Source organism: Bowmanella denitrificans, assembly GCF_039522935.1.
GTDB classification, from domain to species: Bacteria; Pseudomonadota; Gammaproteobacteria; order Enterobacterales; family Alteromonadaceae; genus Bowmanella; species Bowmanella denitrificans.
In genome coordinates this window covers 314,463-335,092 of sequence record NZ_BAAAEI010000006.1, presented here as the reverse complement: position 1 = coordinate 335,092, position 20,630 = coordinate 314,463, and the positions used below count along the sequence as shown (strand labels likewise).

Genomic DNA, 20,630 nt, shown 5'->3' with positions numbered 1-20,630 from the left:
TCCATCCGCCCATGGGAAGATGTCTTCAGCAAGATTTGCCGAGACAGGGCAAAAGGGAGCAGTATAATAAGCCCAATCTGTAATGCATAGTGTTAACGGCCATCGCCCATGAGACAAATAGTACTGGATACGGAAACTACCGGCATCGATCCCAAGCAGGGACATCGAATCATTGAAATTGGCTGTGTAGAAGTGATCAATAGACGCCTGACCGGCAATCACTTCCATGTGTATATCAATCCGCAGCGTGAAGTGGAGCAGGAAGCCATTGAGGTCCACGGCATTACCAATGAAATGCTGGCAGACAAGCCGCTGTACCGGGACATTGCTCAGGAATTTGAAGACTTTATTCGTGGTGCTCAGTTGGTGATTCACAATGCCGCGTTTGACGTAGGCTTTATGGATCACGAATATGCCATGCTGGGCAAACCCGCTGGTTTTACCCACAGCATCTGCTCAGTGCTGGATACGCTGCAACTGGCCAGGCAATTACACCCCGGGCAGAAAAACAACCTGGACGCCCTGTGCCGCCGCTACGGCATAGACAACTCCCATCGAACCCTGCACGGCGCTTTGTTGGATGCGGAGATTCTGGCCGACGTCTATTTGCTTATGACAGGTGGGCAAACAAATTTAAATCTTAGTGGTAATAGCGGCGGCAGTGACAACCAGGGAGAAGTGATGCGCTTGTTAAGTGCAGATAGAAAGCCGCTAAAGGTTCTGCGCGCTTCGGCCGATGAACTGGAAGAACACGAGCGCCGTTTGGATCTGATTGAAGCCAAGGGCGGCGCTTGCTTGTGGCGTCAACCTGCGGACTAATATGCTAAAAAACAGTATTCTGCTGCTCTGTCTGGCCTGTGCACCTGTATGGGCCCAACAATCCCCGGCTATTGAGCCCGCTAAACCTTCCCCGCTGACGATGTTGGGGAATGAGTATCTTAATAGTATCCAGTTGCTGCAAAACCGCTTTCGCATTGACTATCAGGTGGATGAAATCACCATGATCTTCTTCCGCGAATACGGTACTGCACCTATCGTGCTGGTCAGGCCGGATGGCAGCAAAATATTCCAGGGTGATGAACATCCCGACAGTATTGAGTGGTATGACGATGCCACCTATGACATGGTCAGGATCAAGCAGCCGATGCCCGGCCCCTGGCAGGCCGTTGGACAGATGTTGCCAGACAGTCGCGTAATGGTTGTCAGTGATATTCAGCTTCAGGCAGATCCTTTACCCAGCCTGTTGTTTTCCGGCGAAATCATCAAACTCAAAGCGCATCTAACCAATGGCGGTAAGCCCATTGAGTACAAAGAGTTTCGTGATGTGGTGGAATTAACAGTGGAGTTTATTAGTACCAATAACCCCAATTTCACCAACTTTGGTGCCGACGCCCAGTTGGTGGCCCGCTACGAAGATAATGGCATGGGCATGGATGAATACCCTATGGATGGCATATTCACGGGGCAATTTAATCTGAATATTACCGAAGGGCAGTGGAAGCCCATTTATCGGGTCAGCACGCCAATGTTTACCCGCGAAGAGGTCAAAGAGCCACTGGTTTTGCATCCTAATCCTGTCAGGATGGCAGTGGAGAAAGATCAAGGGGATGGGCGACACCGACTGTCAATTGACGTTGACCGGGAATTGGTGGACATCCGCAGTTTGCTGGTGGATGGTAAGATTCGTTATCCAAATGGTGACGTGCAGAGTTTTTCTATTACTGATAGCTCTGAACAGGCCAGAATGCATGAAATTCTGAATATCGAATATGGTGTATTCAGGGTCAAAATTACAGCCTACGGTAATACCACCGATGGGCGCGACTTTATTCTGGATGTACCTGAGTTCAGTTTCTTGTCTGAAGAACCCGAATTAGCTGCCCTGGACACGAGTGTTGTGCCGGGAGAGGGGGCGGCAGAGTTACAACCTGTACCGGCTGACGAACAACCTATTACAAATACACCCATTGATGATCTGGGTGTCGACCAACAAAGTCAAAGTAATATATGGGCAACCATCATCGTGGCTAATGTGCTGTTGCTGATAGTTGGTGGTCTGGCAATTTGGCTGACTCTGGGGCGAAAAAAAGGCGGTTCTAAATCGCCGGTAAAGTTTAAGCTCAGAATGCCGTCGGTAAAGCTTCCAAAACGCAAACCCAAAGCGGAAACGCCACCTAAAGCCTGAAATCTGCACGCTGCTGTTGGCTATTTATGCAGTTTGCTTAAATAAGCTGCAAACGGCATGGGGAAAGGCTTTTTTGTCATAAAAAGTGCGAAAAAGCGGTTGACTCACCCAAGGGGAACCCGTAATATCTGCGCCCAGTTGAGCACGGGAGCAAACGCCAGTGTTTAACTGATTGATTTTAAAAAGGAAGTGGAGCGGTAGTTCAGTTGGTTAGAATACCGGCCTGTCACGCCGGGGGTCGCGGGTTCGAGTCCCGTCCGCTCCGCCAACTCTTTAAAATCGATATCCCAAGTTGCTGGAGCGGTAGTTCAGTTGGTTAGAATACCGGCCTGTCACGCCGGGGGTCGCGGGTTCGAGTCCCGTCCGCTCCGCCAGCAACATCACCTTGCCAAGGGTGAGAGCATCAAGCTCAGATTACTATCGTGGAGCGGTAGTTCAGTTGGTTAGAATACCGGCCTGTCACGCCGGGGGTCGCGGGTTCGAGTCCCGTCCGCTCCGCCACTTTCCTGTTATTCCTCTCAAACTAAATTCTTAAGTACTGGTAGTTATACAGCCGGGTTCGTGGTCATAATCTGATTGCTGCGTCATGCAGATGGCGTGTGTAAACAGACGAGCTGTCGTGAATGGTCTGTACAGCCATTTGACTTATCGCGCTTGTCACAGAATGCAGCGCGCTTTGCATCTTATTCTTATAGCGATTGCAAAAAAAAAGCCCCGCATCAAAGCGGGGCCTGGCAATGCTTGTGCAGTTTACGCTGCTCTGGACGATTTCTTTTTGTCGGTTTGCAGCAGACTTTTATCTGCCATTAGTTCAACACTGTCAAAATCATCTACATTGATAGTGCGCAGACGCTCTGCTTCAGCACGTTTTAACAGCTCAGCTTCCTGCTCGGTCAATACACCCAGTTCCAGACCTCGTTCAGCCACTTTATCCAGCTGCATAAAGGGCAGACGCTCCTTGGCCGCTTTACACACTTTATCGTAAAGCGGTTCAGACGCCAGGATGTCATCCAGGGCTTGCTCCAGCAGGCCCGCAGGGTTACCTTCCTCGCGACTCAGGAACTGGCCTTTGCCTAACCGGTCACGGCTGTCACAGGGGGTTTGCAGGATCTGGGCAATCTGATGATCCAGCTTGTCAGATGGTCTGGCGTATTTTTTACCAAATGGCATCACCACCAGTCGCAGGGCCTTGCCGAGCCATTTAGACGGGAAGTTATCCAGTAATTCATCAATGGCCACTTCGGTCTGATACAGACTGTCCTGCATCGCCCAATGTACCAGTGGCAAATCCGCCTTCTGACGGCCCTCATCGTCGTAACGTTTGAGTACCGCGGTGGCCAGATATAAGTAGCTGAGTATATCGCCTAAGCGCGCTGACAGGCGCTCACGGCGTTTTAACTCACCACCCAAGACTCCCATGGCAACATCTGACAAGAACGCCAGGTTAGTGGCATAACGTTCAATGGATTGGTAGTAACCTTTGGTTTCATCGCTGAAAGGTGCACTGGCCAATCTGGCCCCCGTCAGAGCAAACCAAAAGCTGCGCACTTTGTTGCTGATGGTAAAGCCGATATGACCGAACAGAGCTTCGTCAAACTCTTCCAAAGCCTGTTGTTGGTCATCATTGGCGGCAGCGTACAATTCCTTCAGCACGTAAGGGTGACAGCGCATTGCGCCCTGACCAAAGATCATCATGTTGCGGGTCAGGATATTGGCACCTTCTACCGTAATAGCAATGGGAGCACCCTGATAACCGCGACCAATATAGTTATTGGGGCCAAGAATAATGCCTTTGCCACCATGTACGTCCATTGCGTCGTTCACTACCTGACGCATTTTCTCGGTCAGGTGATACTTACAGATAGCGGAGATAACCGAAGGTTTCTCACCCATATCCAATGCTTTTGTGGTCATGCTGGTGACGGCATCCATCAGATAGGCATTACCACCAATGCGACCAAGCATTTCTTCAACGCCTTCCATTTTACCCACCGGCAGCTTGAACTGGCGGCGAATGCGCGCATAGGCTCCGGTGGCCAGTGCCACAGATTTGGTGCCGCCTGCCGAGTTTGAGGGCAGGGTGATACAACGACCAACCGACAAGCATTCCACCAGCATGCGCCAGCCCTGGCCAGCCATTTTTGGCCCACCGATTATGAAATCCAGTGGCACAAACAAGTCTTTGCCGCGCACCGGTCCGTTCTGAAACGGAATATTCAATGGGAAATGACGACGACCAATATCCAAGCCTTCCAGATCAGAAGGGATCAGCGCACAGGTGATACCCAAATCTTTTTCTTTACCCAGTAAACCTTCAGGGTCCTGCAGTTTGAATGCCAGGCCGACAATAGTCGCAACAGGTGCCAGGGTGATATAGCGCTTATTGAAGGTGAGCTTCATGCCCAGTACTTCTTCACCTTGCCATATACCTTTACAAACGATACCCACATCTGGAATAGCACCTGCGTCAGAGCCGGCTTCCGGGCTGGTCAGGGCAAAACAGGGAATGTCCTCACCTTTGGCCAGGCGAGGCAGATAGTGATCTTTCTGTTCCTGTGTACCATAGTGTTGCAGCAGTTCACCCGGGCCTAAAGAATTAGGCACGCCTACTGTTGAGGCCAATACGATGCCGGAACCAGACAGTTTCTGCAGTACCCTGGACTGGGCATAGGCTGAAAATTGCAGACCACCGTATTCCTTTTTGATGATCATGGCGAAAAACTTATTGTCTTTCAGGAACTGCCAGAGCTCCGGCGGCAGGTCGGCTCGTTTATGGTTAATTTCCCACTCATCGGCCATTCGGCAGGCTTCTTCCACCGGACCATCCAAAAAGGCCTGTTCCTCGGCTGACAATCTGGCGGCCGGAATGGCATGTAGTTTTTGCCAGTCAGGTTTGCCACTGAATATTTCACCATCCCACCATACCGTACCAGCATCAATGGCCTCCTGCTCAGTACGTGACATCTCAGGCATAATCTTACGGTAGATCTTTAAAAATGGGGCGCTGATATATTGCTTACGTACGGTACTGATATTCAACGGCAGGGCGATCAGTAAAAACAGGATCCAGCTAAGCTGACCAACCTGGCCGGCGATACTGCCTGCCGCCAGCACAGCCGCCACCAATAAGGTGGCAATATTGAGTTTTAATCGCCAGTAGCTGGCTGCGCCCAGGGCCGCAATCACCAGCACCAGCCAGAATAGACTTTGCATGATAACTCCAAATGTAAGAGGTCTGACCAGATGTAACGAGAAAATAGGCTCAATAGCGCAAAAAATCAAGTGGGATTAGGCTGATTTTAGAACATGCTGATCTTTTGAGTATGATTTTTCAACAGTTTGTCGGCCCTTTATATAGGGCTGAGGGAAGGTTTGTGCAAAGTCTGAATTGAGCGGGGAAGAGCTGACAAATTTACACCACTGGCTAACGGCTGAATTTCGTTAACTGTATATCAGCTTGTTCATCGCCCTCTTTAAATTGCTGCAGACGTACCATCTGGTAATCGAGACTGGGAGCGAACCAAATAAAGGTTTCCCTGGGACTGTCTTCGCGGACTTTTTCCAGTTTGATACAAGCCAGTTCACCATAGGGTAACGTTAACGTTTCTTTACCAACCACCCGGAATTTCTGTTGACGCAGCTCGCCCCGATCATTGATGGTCTGGTAGGCAAATTCTTGTTCGCCTTTGGCCAGTCCGCTGCGTACATCCAACTGATATAGCTGGTTATCTATTTCACCTTGCCAGGGTAAAGTATCGTCAGCATTGACCTGAATCTGCTGACGACGTGCATCAAATACCAGACTGATGGCTTTATCTTTACCCGTGCCGGAGCGACTGAAATGGTACTTGTACGGCACCAGTTTGCCATCCACCAGGCTAAATAAGCTTTCTTCTGTACGCTTATCACTTAAAAACAGAAAAGAGGCTTCGGAATGATAAGCAAATTTATACTGATTACGTCCCAGATGGGTAAGAGTTTGACTGGCTTTACCCAGGTTCATGCCACTGCGGCTTGCCTGGTAATGCGCCTCAAAAGGGGTTAGCTCAAGCGCCAACAGGGACTGCGGAATCAGCAGTCCCAACAGTAAAACATTAATCCGCAGCGTAGCCTTCGGCAGGTACAGGTTTATCATCGAGCAGAACTTGACCATCATTCATCCTTAATCTGTCCTGACAGAACCACTTTACGACCAGTGGATAGAGCTGGAGTTCCTGTTCCCGCACCCGAAGTGACAGCTCTTCCTCACTATCTGTGGCAAAAACCGGCACCTTGGACTGAATAATCACCGGGCCACCATCCAGTTCAGGCGTCACAAAATGCACTGTGGCACCATGCTCAGCATCGTTGGCTTCAATAGCGCGCCTATGTGTATGTAAGCCTTTGTATTTAGGCAGCAAAGAGGGGTGTATGTTTAGCATGCGGCCCAGATAATGCTGCACAAAGTGTTCACTGAGAATGCGCATAAAGCCAGCTAATACCACCAGATCAGGTTGATACTGGTCAATCTGGGCCATCAGAGCCTGATCATAGCTTTCTCTGTCTGCGTAGTCTTTATGGCTTAACACTAAAGCCGGTACATCAGCCTGACGAGCACGCTCCAGTCCATAAGCGTCTGCCTGGTTGGAAATGACCGCTGTGACGCGGCCGTGAATACGGCCGGCCTCTATGTTGTCCAAAATAGCTTGCAGGTTAGTACCGCTGCCGGAAATCAATACAACAATGGATTTCATGGCTTAGCGGATCTCAACCTGATTGGCATCCTGAGTGTTTTCTACCTTACCCAGTAACCAGGCATTTTCACCCTCTGCATTTAACAGCGAGACCGCTTCTGCGGCTTTGTCAGCAGGTACCGCGATGACCAGACCTACGCCGCAGTTGAAGGTACGGTACATCTCATGCTGGGTGACATTGCCTTGCTCTTGCAGCCAACTAAAAATAACCGGCCATTGCCAGCTGCTGCCGTCAATAACCGCTTTGGTGTTTTCTGGCAATACGCGCGGAATGTTCTCCCAGAAACCACCACCAGTGATATGTGAAATAGCATGCACAGGAAGTGCGTCAATCAGTTTCAGCACAGGCTTGACATAAATGCGGGTTGGCTCAAGCAAATGATCGATAATGGCTTTGCCTTGCAGATCATCTGCAGGATTAGCCTGGCTGACTTCCAGGATTTTCCGTACCAGGGAGAACCCATTGGAATGCGGGCCAGATGATGCGACGGCAATCAGGGCATCGCCTGCCTGCACTTTGCTGCCATCAATCAGGTTTTCTTCCTCAACCACGCCAACACAGAATCCGGCGATATCATAGTCATCGCCATGGTACATACCCGGCATTTCTGCGGTTTCACCACCAATCAGCGCACAACCAGACAGCTCGCAGCCCTTACCAATGCCCGTGACCACGTCTGCGGCGGTATCGACATTGAGTTTGCCTGTTGCATAGTAGTCAAGGAAAAACAGGGGTTCAGCACCTTGTACTATCAGGTCGTTGACGCACATGGCGACCAGGTCAATTCCCACTCCGTCATGACGGTTATGGTCCATGGCCAGACGCAGCTTAGTGCCGACACCGTCAGTACCTGATACCAGCAGGGGCTTTTTGTATTTTTGCGGAATTGCGCAAAGTGCGCCGAATCCACCTAGTCCACCGCGCACTTCAGGACGCTGGGTTTTCTTGGTAACGCTTTTGATGCGTTCTACCAATTGGTTACCAGCATCAATATCTACACCAGCGTCTTTATAACTCAGGGAGGGTTTGGACTCGCTCACAATGGACCTCAAAATAGTTGGCGGGAAAAATTTGCAGCGGATTTTAGCAGTTTAGCAACGCTTTGGGTATCGGCTTTGTGGTATGAACAGCCAGCACAGCTATGGCAAAGAAAAGATGAAATTTGTTGCTTTTTCAATGACAATAGCGCCTTTATGGAATGGAGACATCAAGGCATGAAGAAGGTTTGGTTGCTTTGCATTGGTTGTTTGTACTGGGTGGCGTTGACGCTCCAGGCGGCCATGGTGCCAAATCTGTATGATGCCAGGGTGCCAATAGCTCAACAATCCCCCAAAGCTCAGCAACAGGCCAGTCGTGATGCGATGCGGCAGGTGCTGGTTAAAGTGCGCGGCAATCGCGATATTCTTGACAGTCAAATCATCCGCAACAAAGTGGATGATGCGCAGAGTTTTATCCGTCAATATCGTTTTGATAACCGTGAAGGGCAAAGTTACTTCGTGGCAACCTTTGATAACGAACGTATAGATGAACTCGTGCGTTCTGCAGGATTTCCGGTATGGGGAAGTCGCCGCCCCTCCAGTTTGCTGTGGCTGGCGGTGGAAAATCCTCAGAATGGGGAGCGCAGTTTGTTGTCTGAACAATCCAGCTCTGACCATCGTAAGCAAATACTTGATACAGTGCAGATGCGTGGCATTGCGGTTCACTTACCTATTCTTGACCTTGACGATCTATCAAAGATTGGTGTGTACGATGTCTGGGGGCGATTTATAGACTCTGTGGTAGATGCCAGCAGCAGATATCAGGTTGAAGCTGTTTTGTTGGCCCGTTTGTATGTCAACAGGGGCAATCCTGAGGCCGAGAATGCGCAAGTGGACTCTGCAGCGAATAGCGGACAGACAATGACCTGGCAACTGGATTGGAATTTTGCGCTTGGTCAGGACAGGGATGCAGGGAGCTTAACCGCTGATAACACGGAGCAGCTGTTGACCGCGTTAATGGACTTGCATGCAGATAAGCTTGCTTTGCGTTATGCCATTAACAACGAGGGAGCCGTGCAAGGCAATGTCGTCCATCTGCAGTTTAACAACATTAACGATCTGAGCTTGTACGTTGAGGTCAGCAAATTGTTATCCAGTTTATCTGTGGTATCGCAGGTTAATCTGGTTAAGCAGCAAGATGCTATCAGCACATTTGCCGTGCGGTTACTTGGCAGTGAACAGGATTTACTTAACGCCATTAGTCTGGAACGGCACTTCCAGCGGCAAACCGACCAATTCGGTCAACCCGTTGATACTCTGCAGTATAACTGGGTTCCCTGATGAACAAGCAGCTGTTTCTGCCATTGCAGTTACCCGATGATGAAACCTTGGATAGTTTTATTGCCGGTGATAATCAACAGGTGGTGAGTCACCTGCAACAATGGTTAGAGCAACCGCAGCCCACTCCTTTTATCACTTATATCAGCGGTGACTCAGGTACAGGTAAAAGCCACCTGCATTACAGTGTTTGCAGTATTGCCGCAAGTAACAACCTGTCTTGTGCCTACATTGGTTTTAAAAATCTGGCTGAGCTGCACCCGGATTTACTGGCGGATTTGGAAAATGTGGCGCTGATTTGTCTGGATGATATTCACCTGCTCAACGCACAATCCGCCTGGCAAGCGGCGGTATTTGACCTGATCAATAGGGTACGGGAGCGGGGCGAGGGGCGCATTCTGGTAAGTGGCCTGCAAGGGCCCACCCACTTGCCTCTGGCACTGGCTGATTTGCGTTCTCGTTTAAGTTGGGGACTGAGTTTTCATTTGCGCCCGCTTGATGATGAATCACGAATGGAGGCACTGCGCAGCCGGGCGCATCGTCGTGGCATGACGATGCCCAAAGAGGTGGCACGATTTCTGTTAACGCATTGTCATCGTGATATGCCGGCATTGTTAGCAGTATTGGACAAGTTAGATGCCACCAGCCTGCAGGAAAAACACAGACTGACCATCCCTTTTGTAAAAAAAGTACTGGGACTGTAACGCTCCCAGATCACCTAATGTTGATAAGGGACGGGGCGGTCGGCTGGTGTCCTGACAGTTTTCTTGATATGCCCATCTAGCGCAGATATGTTCTCGGCGCTGCCATCCAGATCAACCGTCTCTCTCCAGGCTACGCCCTCTGGCAGCAGTCTTGCCGCTGGCATATTTTGTCGTGCCTGGGCGATATTCAGCTGTGGCAGAATGTTTTGTACGGCAAAATCGACTCTGGGCTGAATGGCGGGAAGATTCTGACGATTACGCTGACCCCAGCTAACCAGATCCTGTGGATTATCCCTTGTACCTACCACCCCGGTATCTGCTTGTACACCCAAGCGATAAGACATCATAAACATCTCAAATGCATTGGCGAAATCTTCTCGTTCTGTGGAGTAGCTGTAGTAGGCAACCGCCCGATCCGGGGCGAAGAAACTGACCACATCGTCTGGTAAATAAGCCCTTTGGGTGGCATTGGCTGTCTGCCCAGCAAAACTGACTTGTGCCAATCCTTTCATTTGTGCCGACAGCAGTGGATAGCGTTGGCTGAAGGTTGCGGAGGAGGGGCCGTGTTCATTGCTATAGGCAAGAGGACTATCACCCGCTGCCAGGGCACTCCAGCTATGATAAGGGAAAAAATCATTGGCATGGGCCAATTCATGGTAAAGCAACCAGGTGAGGCTGGCCTGCATATCGGCAAAGCGCCGATGCTGGCGTGGTGATTTGGCATAACTGCTCAGATAATACTGATTGTCCTTAACGTAGCGCCACGGCATATAGAAGCGCAGATCATTGCCAAAATCACTGCGATAATCAGGCTGATCGTTGAGGCTGTCGCGTTGTTCTGGGCTAAGCCATAAATTGGCTGCATCCAGATAAATTGCCCCCGTTGCCGTCCAATAGAAGGAGGGGCGGATATCATAACCTATGACCACGGCGGTGGTGGCGCGCAGCAGTTTAAGCATATCTGCTGTGACTTCAGGATCCGACTCTTCCAGGTAGCGCTTAAAGTTATCCCCCATCCAGTCATGGGTGACCACAAGACGTTCAAGTACCTGCTGAATGGCTGGATCCTGATGTTCTGTGCCCAGCATGGGCAGGCGTGAAAATTGGCATGAACTGGCAATCTGGTTGTTATAAGTACAATCCACCAAATGGTCTGCGTAGGGCGAATCAGGCAGGTAGGCATGGGCTTCGCTACTGACGGTATTTCTGTAGTTTGGGAAGAACCCCTGGGAATTGGCGTTAACGTTTTTAACCATTACCCAGGCATCATCCGTATCAGTGCTACCATCGACTAATGTGACGGTAGCCTGCCAGTGCATCAGTGTATCCTGGTTAACTTGTGGCGCAGAATAGAACAGGTACTGACCATTCGTACTCAGCTCTGTTGTTACATTGGGACCGGACAACAGCTGCCAGGTAACCGATTTTACCTCCTGACTGGCGTCAGCATGCAGAGATACATTGGCGCCTTCTGCGGCCAGATGATCCAATCTTACATTGGTTGTAGGCTCATCAGAGGGGGCGGCACTGAATTGCCAGTCAAGAGAGCGGCGGCCCTGATTGGTATCAAAACTGACCGTGAATGCATAATCGCCCGCTTCCGGCACGTCAAAAGCCAGCACCTGACTCTGACCTGAGACAAGGGACACATCCGGACCGGCCGTTTGCTGCCAACTAACTCGGCCCGGCATCCCCTCGGCTAACAACAGAAGGGCCACCGACTCACCCGCGCGGGCGCTTTGTGGTCCATTAATACTGGCGCTGTTATTATCAACTGGCGGCGGAGCAGGCGGTGCCGAGTTATTACTGCCACCACCGCAAGCCGTCAATATCCCTATGCAAGACAAACACAGCCAGTATTTCATCCTCATTCCTTACTGTTGTTTTCCTTTAGCTTTTTCAAGCCAAGGCCAAGCTCCCGCCCTCGTAATCTGGCAAAGAAACTACAGCCAATAAAAGCCAGTGATGCCAATAAGACTTCGATGGCGGCATACCAATACTCCTGCTGCAAAGCATATATGCCCGTCAGGCCATGCAGAAGATAAAACATCAAAATAAAGTTAGCCCAGGCATGAGTATAAGGTTTGCCTTGCAAAATACCACGCAGTGGCAAAAGCAAGGGAAGTACCCACATTAAAAACAAAAATAGCAGGGAATATTGTCCTTCAGTGGTAAGAACAAAATGCCACAATATGCAAAATAGCAATAAACTTAAGTAGGAACTCAGGGCAAGAATACGGAAAAAGCGGGTTTTCGGGTTCAATCTTAATCTCTCAATTTCAGTGCCAGTGCAGCCAGACGATTACCCTGGGCTACGCAAATAGCCTGTTCTTGGGGCGTTAAATCAATGCTGTTATTTAAACCTGCATAATGACTGGGTCCGTAAGGTGTTCCGCCACTTTGGGTGCTGTTTAATTCTGACACGGAGTAGGGCGTGCCCATTATAAACATACCGTGATGCAGCAGTGGTAACATCATTGTCAGTAAGGTGGACTCCTGTCCGCCATGCAGGCTGCCACTGGAGGTAAATACACAGGCAGGTTTACCAGCCAGCTCAGCACTCAGCCATAAGCTGGATGTGCTGTCCCAAAAATACTTCATGGCGCTGGCCATATTACCAAACCGGGTGGGGCTACCTAGCGCCAAAGCGCTGCATTGGCGTAAATCCTCAAGACTGACATAGGGGTCGCCGCTGCTGGGTACGCTGTCTCTTTTTTCCAGACCGTTACTAACCGGGGCCACCGTGCGAAGCCGTGCCTCCAGTCCCATCTGTTCTATGCCCTGGGCAATTTTATACGCCAGATTTCTGGTACTGCCGCCAACACTATAATAAAGCACTAACGCGTAATGATCGTCGACCATTGGCTTATATTAATTCCAGTACGAGTTCAGGTGGACGACCAATACGCGCCTGATTACCCAAAATGGCGATAGGGCGCTCCAGTAATATTGGATGCTCAGCGATAGCGGCGTGCAATTGCTCATTGGTCATGGCTGAATCGTTTAAACCCAATTCCTTATATATATCTTCTTTGCTGCGCATCATGTCCCTGACATCCTGCAGCCCAAGTTTTTTTTGTAATTCGGCAAGTTGTGCTGGGGACAGAGGAGCCTTCAGGTATTCAACGACGTCGACCTGCAGATTGTTTTCCTGGATTAGTTGCAGTGCCTGGCGGCTTTTAGAGCATCTTGGATTATGTAATAGTGTAATTTTTGACATCTGGCTTGACGGATTAGCAATGAATATCGGACATTCTACCCAGACAACTTCGAGGAGGACAGCCGTTTGCCGCAAAAAGCCCTGATCCTGGTCCTGGCAGTGCTTGCCATGCTGACAGGCTTCTCCAGCTATATCTGGTTAAAGCCGGATTTTTACACTCTGGATGGTGAGGCACATCAATGGCGGGAGCTTCGTGGACAATATGTTGTAATCAACTATTTTGCCGAATGGTGCGCACCTTGCTTAAGAGAACTGCCTGAGCTGAACCGCTTCAATGAGTTGGTCAACAACCAGCAAATCCAGTTGTTTGGGGTAAGTTTTGATCAATTAGAGCATAGTGAGCTTGCCAGCCTTAAGGACAAATACGCCATTGCTTTCCCTCTGATACAAACAGAGCCGCCTCCCTCACTGCCACTTCAGCGCCCACAAAGTTTGCCTGCTACTTATATTATCGGGCCTGACGGCAAACTGATAAAGCAGTTAATGGGGGAGCAACATGCAGATACCCTATTGGCGTTAATCCAGGCTTTGCAATCCCGCAGCTAATATCCACTGTGCAACTGGGGGTAAGCCGGTTGATATGTGATTACAAATTGCGCAGCCGGGTGTCGGCATCGCGCATCTGCTCAATTCTGGCTCGGATGCGCTGCTTCTCCAGCGTTGAGTCCGCGGTAAAGTTGTACGCAGTTTGCAACTCGTCAATGGCCCTGGGGTAGGCCGCAATTAATGCGTAGACCTCGGCTTTGGCCTGATGCATCTCCAGCATCTGACGGTTTTCACCATAGGCCTCACTGAGGAGCTGATAGGAAAGCAGATGTTCAGGGTTAACCAGTAGATAATCTTTGATGATTCTTACCGCTTCTTTGTTCTGTCCGCTTTTGATCATGGCATTGGCCAGATTCAAAGCCAGTACGCGGTTTCTGGGTTGTTTGCGGCTATGCTCTGACAGCAGCGTGACAGCGTCTTGTGGGCGCTTTTGTGCCAGGGCAATGTCGGTATAAGTGTCCAAATAAAACAGATTTTCGGGGTCATCTTTGAGCAGGTCTGAAATAATCGGCTCTGCTTTGTCTGCTTCATCGTTGTCCAGCAAGGTCAGGGCCAAACCGTAGCGAGCTGCTTTTTTCAGTACAGGGTGGTTGGTGTTATCCAGCATGGCCCGAAAGTAACTGGCGTCATAAGTGCGGATGCCGGTATATCTTGCCTGGATCCTGGCTTTAATCAGATGAAAGTGCAGGCTGGGTGGCAAATTGATATCAGGGTAGGCAGCTTGTCTGGCTCTGGCATCTGCAATACGGCTTTCGGGTAATGGGTGAGTAAGTAAAAATGCCGGAGGCTTGGATTGATGACGGTATTTGGCGGCCAGCTTGCCGAAAAAAGCGGCGGCGGCCCCGGCATCATAACCGGCGCGGGAAAGCACCTCGATGCCCACCCTGTCTGCTTCTTTTTCGTTACTACGGGTGTAGTTAATCGAGGCTTGCGCCCCTGCAGCCTGGCTGGCGCTAATGGCGGCAATCCCCGCTTCGGGATCGGCCATCGCTAAAAGCACGCCTCCCAGCATCGACACTAACTGCAAAGGCGAGGTTTTCTGTCTGGCTTCGATGCTGCGGGCCAAATGACGTTGTGTCACGTGTGCAATCTCGTGGGCCATTACAGAGGCGAGTTCACTTTCACTGTCTGCTTCGACAATCAGCCCGGTATGAATACCAATGTGCCCGCCATAAAAGGCAAAGGCGTTAATGTCATTGTTACCAATAGGGAAAAACTTAAACGGGAATTTTGCATTGTCTGCCTGGGCCACCAGACGGTTACCCAGATCTTGCACGTATTCTTCTAGTAAAGGATCATTGATGATGGGCGCACGGCCACGTAGCTGACGCATCAATGCCTCACCCACCAACAGCTCTTTGTCGATACTGATGGCGTTGGAGGCTACCACACCTATTTCGGGCAACTCATTCTTGTCGTTGTTGAGTCGGACCTGGGCAGACAACAAAACAGGTAACAGACTCAGACACAGAACGATACTTCTTCGCATAGTTTCCAATACTCTCAGGAACCGGGATGGATTCGATTAGGGATACCTTACTTTAGTTCCCCACCTCGGGCGTCATTGCCCAATACCTAACTATAACCGTATTCTTAAGTATCTGACCATGGATATCGGTTGATGTTACATAAACAAGGGATAAAGATTGGTCCATGGTCGTATGGCCGCCAACGTGATAACAGGTTAGCATCAAACGCTGATTAACAGATAAATACCAGGTTAGCCCATTGATCCTTTCACCCTATGCAGAGGATAATCAGTTGGGTATACACCAATCTCATTTCCAGCGTCATTTCCCTGCAAGGATTTTGCATGTTAGAGCAGTTAAACCTCTGGTATAAAAGAAAATTTTCTGACCCGGCCAGCGCCACGTTGTTGGTGATGGTTGTGCTGGCCTTTGCTGTACTGATTTTTTGGGGGGCTATGCTGGCCCCGGTACTGGTTGCCGTGGTGGTTGCCTATTTGCTTGAGTGGCCGGTAAACAAGCTGGATAAACTAGGCATGGGCAGAACCTGGGCGGTAAGTTTGGTACTGACATTGTTCATCAGCCTGAGCGTGCTGTTCATGGTGGCTCTGGTGCCAGTAATTTGGCAACAGGGGGTAAATTTATTAACGGAAATGCCATTGTTCTGGTCTAAAACCCAGACATGGTTGCTGACACTGCCCGATGCCTACCCTGGCTTGTTGTCCAAGCAGGATATAGATATGGCCCTGGTAGGGGTGAATGAGAGGGTGGTGAGCCTGGGCAAGGATATTCTTTCTGCTTCTTTAAGCTCTATTGTCAGTCTGGTGGCACTGATGATCTACTTTATTCTGGTGCCTTTGATGGTGTTTTTTATCCTTAAAGATCGGGGTGAGCTACTGGGCAATCTTGCCGGTATTATGCCCAAAGACAGACGTTTGCTTAAGCAAGTGGGGCGGGAGATGAATACGCAGATCGTCAACTATATTCGTGGCAAAGTCATCGAAATTCTGATTGTGGGCACAGTGTCGGCCATCACTTTTGCCCTGATGGACTTGCGTTACTCCCTGCTGCTTGGTGTGTTGGTCGGTTTTTCAGTGCTGATTCCCTATATTGGCGCAGCGGTGGTCACTTTTCCGGTGGCCATTGTAGCCTTGTTCCAATGGGGATTAACCGCCGATTTTTGGTATCTGATGATCGCATACGGAATTATTCAGGCGTTGGATGGCAACCTGTTGGTGCCGTTGCTGTTCTCTGAAGCAGTCAGCCTGCACCCGGTTTATATTATTATCGCTGTCCTGTTTTTTGGTGGGTTATGGGGATTCTGGGGTGTGTTCTTCGCCATCCCCTTAGCTACCTTAGTCAAAGCCGTGTTTAACGCCTGGTCGGAAAACAGTTTACCGCGACAATCTGAAAGGCAGGTCACTTAGCTCAGATTTAATAAGTCTATATTCAAGCGATAAACAGCACAGATAGCAAAGGCCGCTTCAGCGGCCTTTGTTAGGTTTCAGTTCAGGCAAGATAATCCATTACCACCTGATGGTGGTCTTTGGTTTTAAACTTATCGAAAACTTTCTCAATTTTGCCTTGTTCATCAATCAGAAAGCTGATTCTGTGAATACCATCAAACTCTCGGCCCATAAACTTTTTCGGGCCCCATACCCCAAAGGCGTCTGCAACCGCATGATCTTCATCAGACAACAAGGTGAAATTCAGCCCTTCTTTTTCAATAAATTTAGGTAAACGTTTAACCGGATCCGGGCTGATGCCTAGTACCACAACATTGTGTTTATCCAACTCAGCTTTGCTGTCCCGCAGACATTGTGCCTGAACGGTGCAACCTGGGGTCATGGCTTTAGGGTAGAAATACACCAGCACTTTACGGCCACTAAAATCAGCCAGATTGACCAATTCGTTGTTTTGATCAGGTAAAGTGAATAGGGGCGCGCTCTGGCCTTCGGTCATCCTGTTCATAAGCTCCTCAGTGTTTTTTGATGGTTCCCTGCAGATTTAACTCATCCAGTTTAGTGTTAAACGCTGCTTGCACGTCATCCAGTTTGGTTTCATTGGGCATGCTTACCACCATCTTACATTGCACCATTTCCACACCACTTTCTGCATCTGTATAGGTATGCTGACGAAAGGCGGTAACGGTAATATCAAAGTTGGCAAAGAATGCGGTGATTTCGCGAATCACGCCAAGAAAGTCCACACCAGACACCTCTACATCGGCCAGATACGCCAGATCCTGCCGATTGTGCTGCTTAGTACGTTTCATCATGGACAGTAGATCATGCTGCTGACAAACCTGGGGAATTTGCAGCTCCGCCTTTATTATCGCGCTCTGTACACCTTCGAGGATCATGGTAAGGGAAAAGTCTTGACCATAAACCGCCTGGCGGCTGTCCAGAATGTTACAGTTGCAGGCGCCCACAGTGGCAGCCAGAGTACTCAGTATGCCTATCTTGTCCGTTCCCAGAATGGTCACGATAAGTTGCTGTTTCATATGAGTCGTTACAGGGTTTAAAGGCCCGGAAGTCTACCACAAACCCCTAAGGATTAAATATCCAATCTGACAGGGCTTGAATGGTATGAAATGGCGCTTGTGTTTGCCTGGCTACCTCTTTACCATTAGGCGCTTAATTTTCCGGGGAGCAAGAATGTTCACAGGCAGTATTGTAGCGCTGGTCACGCCGATGACCGAGACGGGCGAAATCCATTATCCCTCCTTACAGCAACTGGTCGAATTCCATATCAAAGCTGGCACTGCCGGCATCGTTGCTGTGGGCACCACGGGAGAATCAGCCACACTGCCAATAGATGAACATATTCATGTGGTTAAGAAAATAGTGGAGTACGCTGCGGGTCGCATTCCGGTTATTTCAGGTAGCGGAGCCAACTCCACAGACGAAGCCATCGAGTTAAGTCAGGCTTCTGCCGAAGTGGGTGCCGATGGGCTATTAAGCGTTGTCCCTTATTATAATAAACCGCAACAGCGCGGACTTATTGCCCACTTTGAAAAGGTCGCAGACGCCTGTGAACTGCCGTTGCTGCTGTATAATGTGCCAGGACGCACCGTTACCGATATGCAAGCGGAGACTGTAGCTGTATTGGCTAAGCATCCACGTATTGTCGGTCTTAAAGATGCGACCGGCGACCTGAATCGGTTGCGTGAAATGCAGGCTTTACTGCCAACTGATTTCGTATTGCTTAGCGGCGATGATGCCACCGGCTGTGAATTTATGCTGGCGGGTGGCCATGGCGTGATTTCTGTTACCGCCAACCTTGTCCCTGAGGCGATGGCCAGACTTTGTGCTGCTGCCACAAGCGGCAAAGCCGAGTTGGCAAGAGAGATTGATGCGGGGCTCGCTGCACTGCATGAAGGGCTGTTTATAGAGCCCAATCCTGTTATTCCTAAATGGGCCCTGTACCGCATGGGGTTGATTCCAAGCCCGGCCTTGAGATTACCTATGGTGGAAGCGGAACTCATCCATCAAAAAGCTATCGAACAAGTCATGCACAATGCTGGCCTGTTATCCTAAGGAGTGCCGATGATTCGATATTCTCTGCTGACGATTGTTCTTGCAGCAAGTTTGGGCGGTTGTACCTCGTCCCAGGAAAGGCGTGTCGCCAATGGTAATTTTGACTATCTGCAGGAACAGCAGAGAGTGGATCTTAAGATTCCCGAAGGGTTGAACCAACCCAATCGCGGCAGAGATTATGAGATCCCAAAATTGGGTGAGCAGGCGCCACGTAACCTGGTTGGCAATAAGCTGGACGTATTATCCCCGTCATTGGTGCTACCACTGGTAACCGGGTCGCACGTTGAGGAAGGGCAGCGCAATGCCACTGTCTATTTTGATCAGATAGATGACTCTGAAGCACTGGACACCTCTATTTGGAACAGTCTGATAAGCTTCCTTGAAGAACAGGGAATCGCCGTCGACTATTTCAATAAAGAAGAGGGACGCCTTGATACTGACTGGATGTTGATGAGCGAGGAAATGGACACCGGTTGGTTTGACTGGACCAGCACTGAGCGTAGCGTGGGTCGTCGATTTGAATTTACATTGGATGTAAAACCCCATGGCCGTACGGCTGCGCTGAATGTCGCTTTGAAAGACTACATGGAGACAATTGGTGACAATGTTCGCTCTGCAGCGGATTTAGATGCTGAGGCGAAGCGTCGTAATGAAGTGGATGTGCTGAACCGGGTTATCAATCACTACGAAACGCAATTGAAAGTGGCCGATGTCAGACGTATTCGTCAGATCCGTCAGGGCATGGAAATGGAGCTTGGCTTTAATGCCGATGGTGAGCCGGCCTTTGTGGTGGATGGCGACTATGATATGACATGGACCCGTCTGCAACTGGTGCTGCGTAAACTCGGCTTTGACGTTAAGGATTTGGACAAGTCCAATGGCTTGTTATTTGTGTCTTACCAGGGGCCTGAAGAAGGTTGGTGGGACAGGCTGTGGAGCAGTGACGATGGGTTGCCTCTGGATCGTGAGGACTATCGTTTCAAGGTGGCGCAAATGGGTGGTAAAACCTCCATTACCCTGATGGATGATCAAAGCAAAGCACTAAGCGCCGATTTGCTTACAAATATCTATGCCTCTTTCTCACAAACCATGTCTGCCAGTAATCTGGATATTTAACTTAAGAGATTTAAAACGATGGAAAAGCGCGCTGAACTATATCGCGGTAAAGCCAAAACAGTATATGCCACTGACGATGCAGATCGTTTGGTTCTGCATTTTCGTAACGACACTTCGGCATTCGATGGTGAGAAGATTGAACAACTTGATCGCAAAGGCATGATCAATAACAAGTTCAACCATTTTATTATGTCTAAGCTGGAAGCGGCTGGTGTGCCTACTCAGGTTGAAGCGTTGCTGTCTGATACCGAGTCTCTGGTTAAGAAACTGGATATGGTGCCAGTGGAATGCGTAGTACGTAACCTGGCCGCCGGCTCGCTGTGCCGCCGTCTGGGGATTGAAGAAGGTAAGGAGTTAAATCCGCCTACTTTTGAATTCTTCCTGAAAAATGATTCATTGCATGATCCCATGGTTAATGAATCCCATATCCGCACCTTTGGTTGGGCTGACGATGCCACCGTAGCGCGCATGAAAGAGCTGACCTTCAAAGTAAACGATGTGCTCAAAGCCTTGTTCGATGAAGCAGGTCTGCTGTTGGTGGATTACAAATTGGAATTTGGTTTGTTCAATGGCGACGTGGTACTGGGGGACGAAATTACCCCGGATGGCTGCCGTTTGTGGGATAAAGAAACCCGTAAAAAACTGGATAAAGACCGCTTCCGTCAGGGATTGGGCGGGGTTGTGGAAGCCTATGAAGAAGTTGCCCAGCGTTTGGGTATGCAGCTTTAAGCAATGCAACAAAGAAAAACCTGCCAGCTGGCAGGTTTTTTTATGGAATGTTTTTAATCAATCTATTGAATATCCG

Annotated in this window: 20 protein-coding genes and 3 tRNA genes; 12 read left to right on the top strand and 11 right to left on the bottom strand. The window is 49.6% G+C overall.

The annotated features are described in order from the left end of the window. Window positions 1-108: 108 nt before the first annotated feature. The 5 genes from dnaQ (at window position 109) to ABD028_RS04460 (ending at window position 2,686) form a co-directional block, all read left to right on the top strand. A complete protein-coding gene (dnaQ, locus tag ABD028_RS04480) occupies window positions 109-819 on the top strand; it encodes a DNA polymerase III subunit epsilon (RefSeq protein ID WP_102796903.1) in 711 nt (236 codons plus the stop codon). A 1-nt stretch (window position 820) separates the two neighbouring features. Next, on the top strand, window positions 821-2,185 hold the full coding sequence (locus ABD028_RS04475; protein ID WP_102796902.1) for a TIGR03503 family protein: 1,365 nt from the start codon (window positions 821-823) through the stop codon (window positions 2,183-2,185). Window positions 2,186-2,376: 191 nt separating this feature from the next. Next, window positions 2,377-2,453, top strand: a tRNA-Asp gene (locus tag ABD028_RS04470). Between the two features lie 29 nt (window positions 2,454-2,482). Continuing rightward, a tRNA-Asp gene (locus ABD028_RS04465) sits at window positions 2,483-2,559 on the top strand. Between the two features lie 50 nt (window positions 2,560-2,609). Continuing rightward, window positions 2,610-2,686, top strand: a tRNA-Asp gene (locus ABD028_RS04460). A gap of 249 nt (window positions 2,687-2,935) precedes the next feature. Here the strand turns inward: ABD028_RS04460 and fadE are convergent. From fadE to purM, 4 genes are all read right to left on the bottom strand, one after another. Beyond that, window positions 2,936-5,398, bottom strand: coding sequence for an acyl-CoA dehydrogenase FadE (gene fadE, locus ABD028_RS04455; RefSeq protein ID WP_343842263.1), 2,463 nt, complete (start codon window positions 5,396-5,398; stop codon window positions 2,936-2,938). A 211-nt stretch (window positions 5,399-5,609) separates the two neighbouring features. Further along, window positions 5,610-6,320: a DUF3108 domain-containing protein gene (locus tag ABD028_RS04450; RefSeq protein ID WP_343842261.1), complete on the bottom strand. Its 711-nt coding sequence runs from the start codon at window positions 6,318-6,320 to the stop codon at window positions 5,610-5,612. Then, window positions 6,280-6,918, bottom strand: coding sequence for a phosphoribosylglycinamide formyltransferase (gene purN, locus ABD028_RS04445; protein ID WP_343842259.1), 639 nt, complete (start codon window positions 6,916-6,918; stop codon window positions 6,280-6,282). The genes ABD028_RS04450 and purN overlap by 41 nt, the downstream gene beginning before the upstream one ends. Before the next feature lie 3 nt (window positions 6,919-6,921). Continuing rightward, window positions 6,922-7,959: a phosphoribosylformylglycinamidine cyclo-ligase gene (gene purM, locus ABD028_RS04440; protein WP_102796898.1), complete on the bottom strand. Its 1,038-nt coding sequence runs from the start codon at window positions 7,957-7,959 to the stop codon at window positions 6,922-6,924. Between the two features lie 174 nt (window positions 7,960-8,133). On the opposite strand from purM, the gene ABD028_RS04435 reads away from it, so the two are divergent. Then, entirely contained in the window at window positions 8,134-9,237 is a 1,104-nt protein-coding gene (locus tag ABD028_RS04435; RefSeq protein ID WP_343842256.1) for a DUF2066 domain-containing protein, read from the top strand. Then, the gene (gene hda / locus ABD028_RS04430; protein ID WP_343842253.1) at window positions 9,237-9,938 is read left to right on the top strand and encodes a DnaA regulatory inactivator Hda; all 702 of its coding nucleotides are present in this window, start codon (window positions 9,237-9,239) and stop codon (window positions 9,936-9,938) included. The genes ABD028_RS04435 and hda overlap by 1 nt, the downstream gene beginning before the upstream one ends. Window positions 9,939-9,952: 14 nt before the next feature. Here the strand turns inward: hda and ABD028_RS04425 are convergent, their stop codons facing one another. The 4 genes from ABD028_RS04425 to arsC are packed head-to-tail and all read right to left on the bottom strand — an operon-like array spanning window position 9,953 to window position 13,158. Further along, the gene (locus tag ABD028_RS04425) at window positions 9,953-11,803 is read right to left on the bottom strand and encodes a hypothetical protein (protein ID WP_343842250.1); all 1,851 of its coding nucleotides are present in this window, start codon (window positions 11,801-11,803) and stop codon (window positions 9,953-9,955) included. A gap of 2 nt (window positions 11,804-11,805) precedes the next feature. After that, the gene (locus ABD028_RS04420) at window positions 11,806-12,201 is read right to left on the bottom strand and encodes a DUF2069 domain-containing protein (RefSeq protein WP_343842245.1); all 396 of its coding nucleotides are present in this window, start codon (window positions 12,199-12,201) and stop codon (window positions 11,806-11,808) included. 2 nt (window positions 12,202-12,203) lie between these two features. After that, complete coding sequence (wrbA, locus tag ABD028_RS04415; RefSeq protein ID WP_343842242.1) at window positions 12,204-12,800, bottom strand: NAD(P)H:quinone oxidoreductase; 597 nt, start codon at window positions 12,798-12,800, stop codon at window positions 12,204-12,206. 4 nt (window positions 12,801-12,804) lie between these two features. Continuing rightward, entirely contained in the window at window positions 12,805-13,158 is a 354-nt protein-coding gene (gene arsC, locus ABD028_RS04410; protein ID WP_343842240.1) for an arsenate reductase (glutaredoxin), read from the bottom strand. A 66-nt stretch (window positions 13,159-13,224) separates the two neighbouring features. Between arsC and ABD028_RS04405 the strand changes: the two genes are divergently transcribed. Continuing rightward, on the top strand, window positions 13,225-13,704 hold the full coding sequence (locus tag ABD028_RS04405; RefSeq protein ID WP_343842235.1) for a TlpA family protein disulfide reductase: 480 nt from the start codon (window positions 13,225-13,227) through the stop codon (window positions 13,702-13,704). A gap of 40 nt (window positions 13,705-13,744) precedes the next feature. Here the strand turns inward: ABD028_RS04405 and bepA are convergent, their stop codons facing one another. Continuing rightward, window positions 13,745-15,193, bottom strand: coding sequence for a beta-barrel assembly-enhancing protease (gene bepA / locus ABD028_RS04400; protein WP_343842232.1), 1,449 nt, complete (start codon window positions 15,191-15,193; stop codon window positions 13,745-13,747). Window positions 15,194-15,517: 324 nt separating this feature from the next. Between bepA and ABD028_RS04395 the strand changes: the two genes are divergently transcribed. After that, window positions 15,518-16,597: an AI-2E family transporter gene (locus ABD028_RS04395; protein ID WP_343842229.1), complete on the top strand. Its 1,080-nt coding sequence runs from the start codon at window positions 15,518-15,520 to the stop codon at window positions 16,595-16,597. 82 nt (window positions 16,598-16,679) lie between these two features. Here the strand turns inward: ABD028_RS04395 and bcp are convergent, their stop codons facing one another. Together bcp and ABD028_RS04385 are read right to left on the bottom strand one after the other, a co-directional pair. After that, entirely contained in the window at window positions 16,680-17,141 is a 462-nt protein-coding gene (gene bcp / locus ABD028_RS04390) for a thioredoxin-dependent thiol peroxidase (protein WP_343842227.1), read from the bottom strand. A 7-nt stretch (window positions 17,142-17,148) separates the two neighbouring features. Further along, window positions 17,149-17,673 (bottom strand): glycine cleavage system transcriptional repressor, encoded by a 525-nt coding sequence (locus ABD028_RS04385; protein ID WP_102796888.1) that lies wholly within the window; start codon window positions 17,671-17,673, stop codon window positions 17,149-17,151. Between the two features lie 154 nt (window positions 17,674-17,827). Between ABD028_RS04385 and dapA the strand changes: the two genes are divergently transcribed. Genes dapA through purC form a run of 3 tightly spaced genes read left to right on the top strand, consistent with a single transcriptional unit; the run spans window position 17,828 to window position 20,554 of the window. Next, complete coding sequence (gene dapA / locus ABD028_RS04380) at window positions 17,828-18,709, top strand: 4-hydroxy-tetrahydrodipicolinate synthase (protein WP_343842224.1); 882 nt, start codon at window positions 17,828-17,830, stop codon at window positions 18,707-18,709. A 9-nt stretch (window positions 18,710-18,718) separates the two neighbouring features. Beyond that, window positions 18,719-19,825, top strand: coding sequence for an NlpB/DapX family lipoprotein (gene bamC / locus ABD028_RS04375; RefSeq protein WP_343842222.1), 1,107 nt, complete (start codon window positions 18,719-18,721; stop codon window positions 19,823-19,825). Between the two features lie 18 nt (window positions 19,826-19,843). Beyond that, window positions 19,844-20,554: a phosphoribosylaminoimidazolesuccinocarboxamide synthase gene (purC, locus tag ABD028_RS04370; protein WP_343842219.1), complete on the top strand. Its 711-nt coding sequence runs from the start codon at window positions 19,844-19,846 to the stop codon at window positions 20,552-20,554. Window positions 20,555-20,630: the final 76 nt, after the last annotated feature.

What these genes read in the sequence shown, in the direction of transcription:
- dnaQ (WP_102796903.1), top strand. Translation starts at nt 109, where the DNA reads ATGAGACAAATAGTACTGGATACGGAAACTACCGGCATCGATCCCAAG.
- ABD028_RS04475 (WP_102796902.1), top strand. Translation starts at nt 821, where the DNA reads ATGCTAAAAAACAGTATTCTGCTGCTCTGTCTGGCCTGTGCACCTGTA.
- fadE (WP_343842263.1), bottom strand. Translation starts at nt 5,398, where the DNA reads ATGCAAAGTCTATTCTGGCTGGTGCTGGTGATTGCGGCCCTGGGCGCA.
- ABD028_RS04450 (WP_343842261.1), bottom strand. Translation starts at nt 6,320, where the DNA reads ATGATAAACCTGTACCTGCCGAAGGCTACGCTGCGGATTAATGTTTTA.
- purN (WP_343842259.1), bottom strand. Translation starts at nt 6,918, where the DNA reads ATGAAATCCATTGTTGTATTGATTTCCGGCAGCGGTACTAACCTGCAA.
- ABD028_RS04435 (WP_343842256.1), top strand. Translation starts at nt 8,134, where the DNA reads ATGAAGAAGGTTTGGTTGCTTTGCATTGGTTGTTTGTACTGGGTGGCG.
- hda (WP_343842253.1), top strand. Translation starts at nt 9,237, where the DNA reads ATGAACAAGCAGCTGTTTCTGCCATTGCAGTTACCCGATGATGAAACC.
- ABD028_RS04425 (WP_343842250.1), bottom strand. Translation starts at nt 11,803, where the DNA reads ATGAAATACTGGCTGTGTTTGTCTTGCATAGGGATATTGACGGCTTGC.
- wrbA (WP_343842242.1), bottom strand. Translation starts at nt 12,800, where the DNA reads ATGGTCGACGATCATTACGCGTTAGTGCTTTATTATAGTGTTGGCGGC.
- arsC (WP_343842240.1), bottom strand. Translation starts at nt 13,158, where the DNA reads ATGTCAAAAATTACACTATTACATAATCCAAGATGCTCTAAAAGCCGC.
- bepA (WP_343842232.1), bottom strand. Translation starts at nt 15,193, where the DNA reads ATGCGAAGAAGTATCGTTCTGTGTCTGAGTCTGTTACCTGTTTTGTTG.
- ABD028_RS04395 (WP_343842229.1), top strand. Translation starts at nt 15,518, where the DNA reads ATGTTAGAGCAGTTAAACCTCTGGTATAAAAGAAAATTTTCTGACCCG.
- bcp (WP_343842227.1), bottom strand. Translation starts at nt 17,141, where the DNA reads ATGAACAGGATGACCGAAGGCCAGAGCGCGCCCCTATTCACTTTACCT.
- ABD028_RS04385 (WP_102796888.1), bottom strand. Translation starts at nt 17,673, where the DNA reads ATGAAACAGCAACTTATCGTGACCATTCTGGGAACGGACAAGATAGGC.
- dapA (WP_343842224.1), top strand. Translation starts at nt 17,828, where the DNA reads ATGTTCACAGGCAGTATTGTAGCGCTGGTCACGCCGATGACCGAGACG.
- bamC (WP_343842222.1), top strand. Translation starts at nt 18,719, where the DNA reads ATGATTCGATATTCTCTGCTGACGATTGTTCTTGCAGCAAGTTTGGGC.
- purC (WP_343842219.1), top strand. Translation starts at nt 19,844, where the DNA reads ATGGAAAAGCGCGCTGAACTATATCGCGGTAAAGCCAAAACAGTATAT.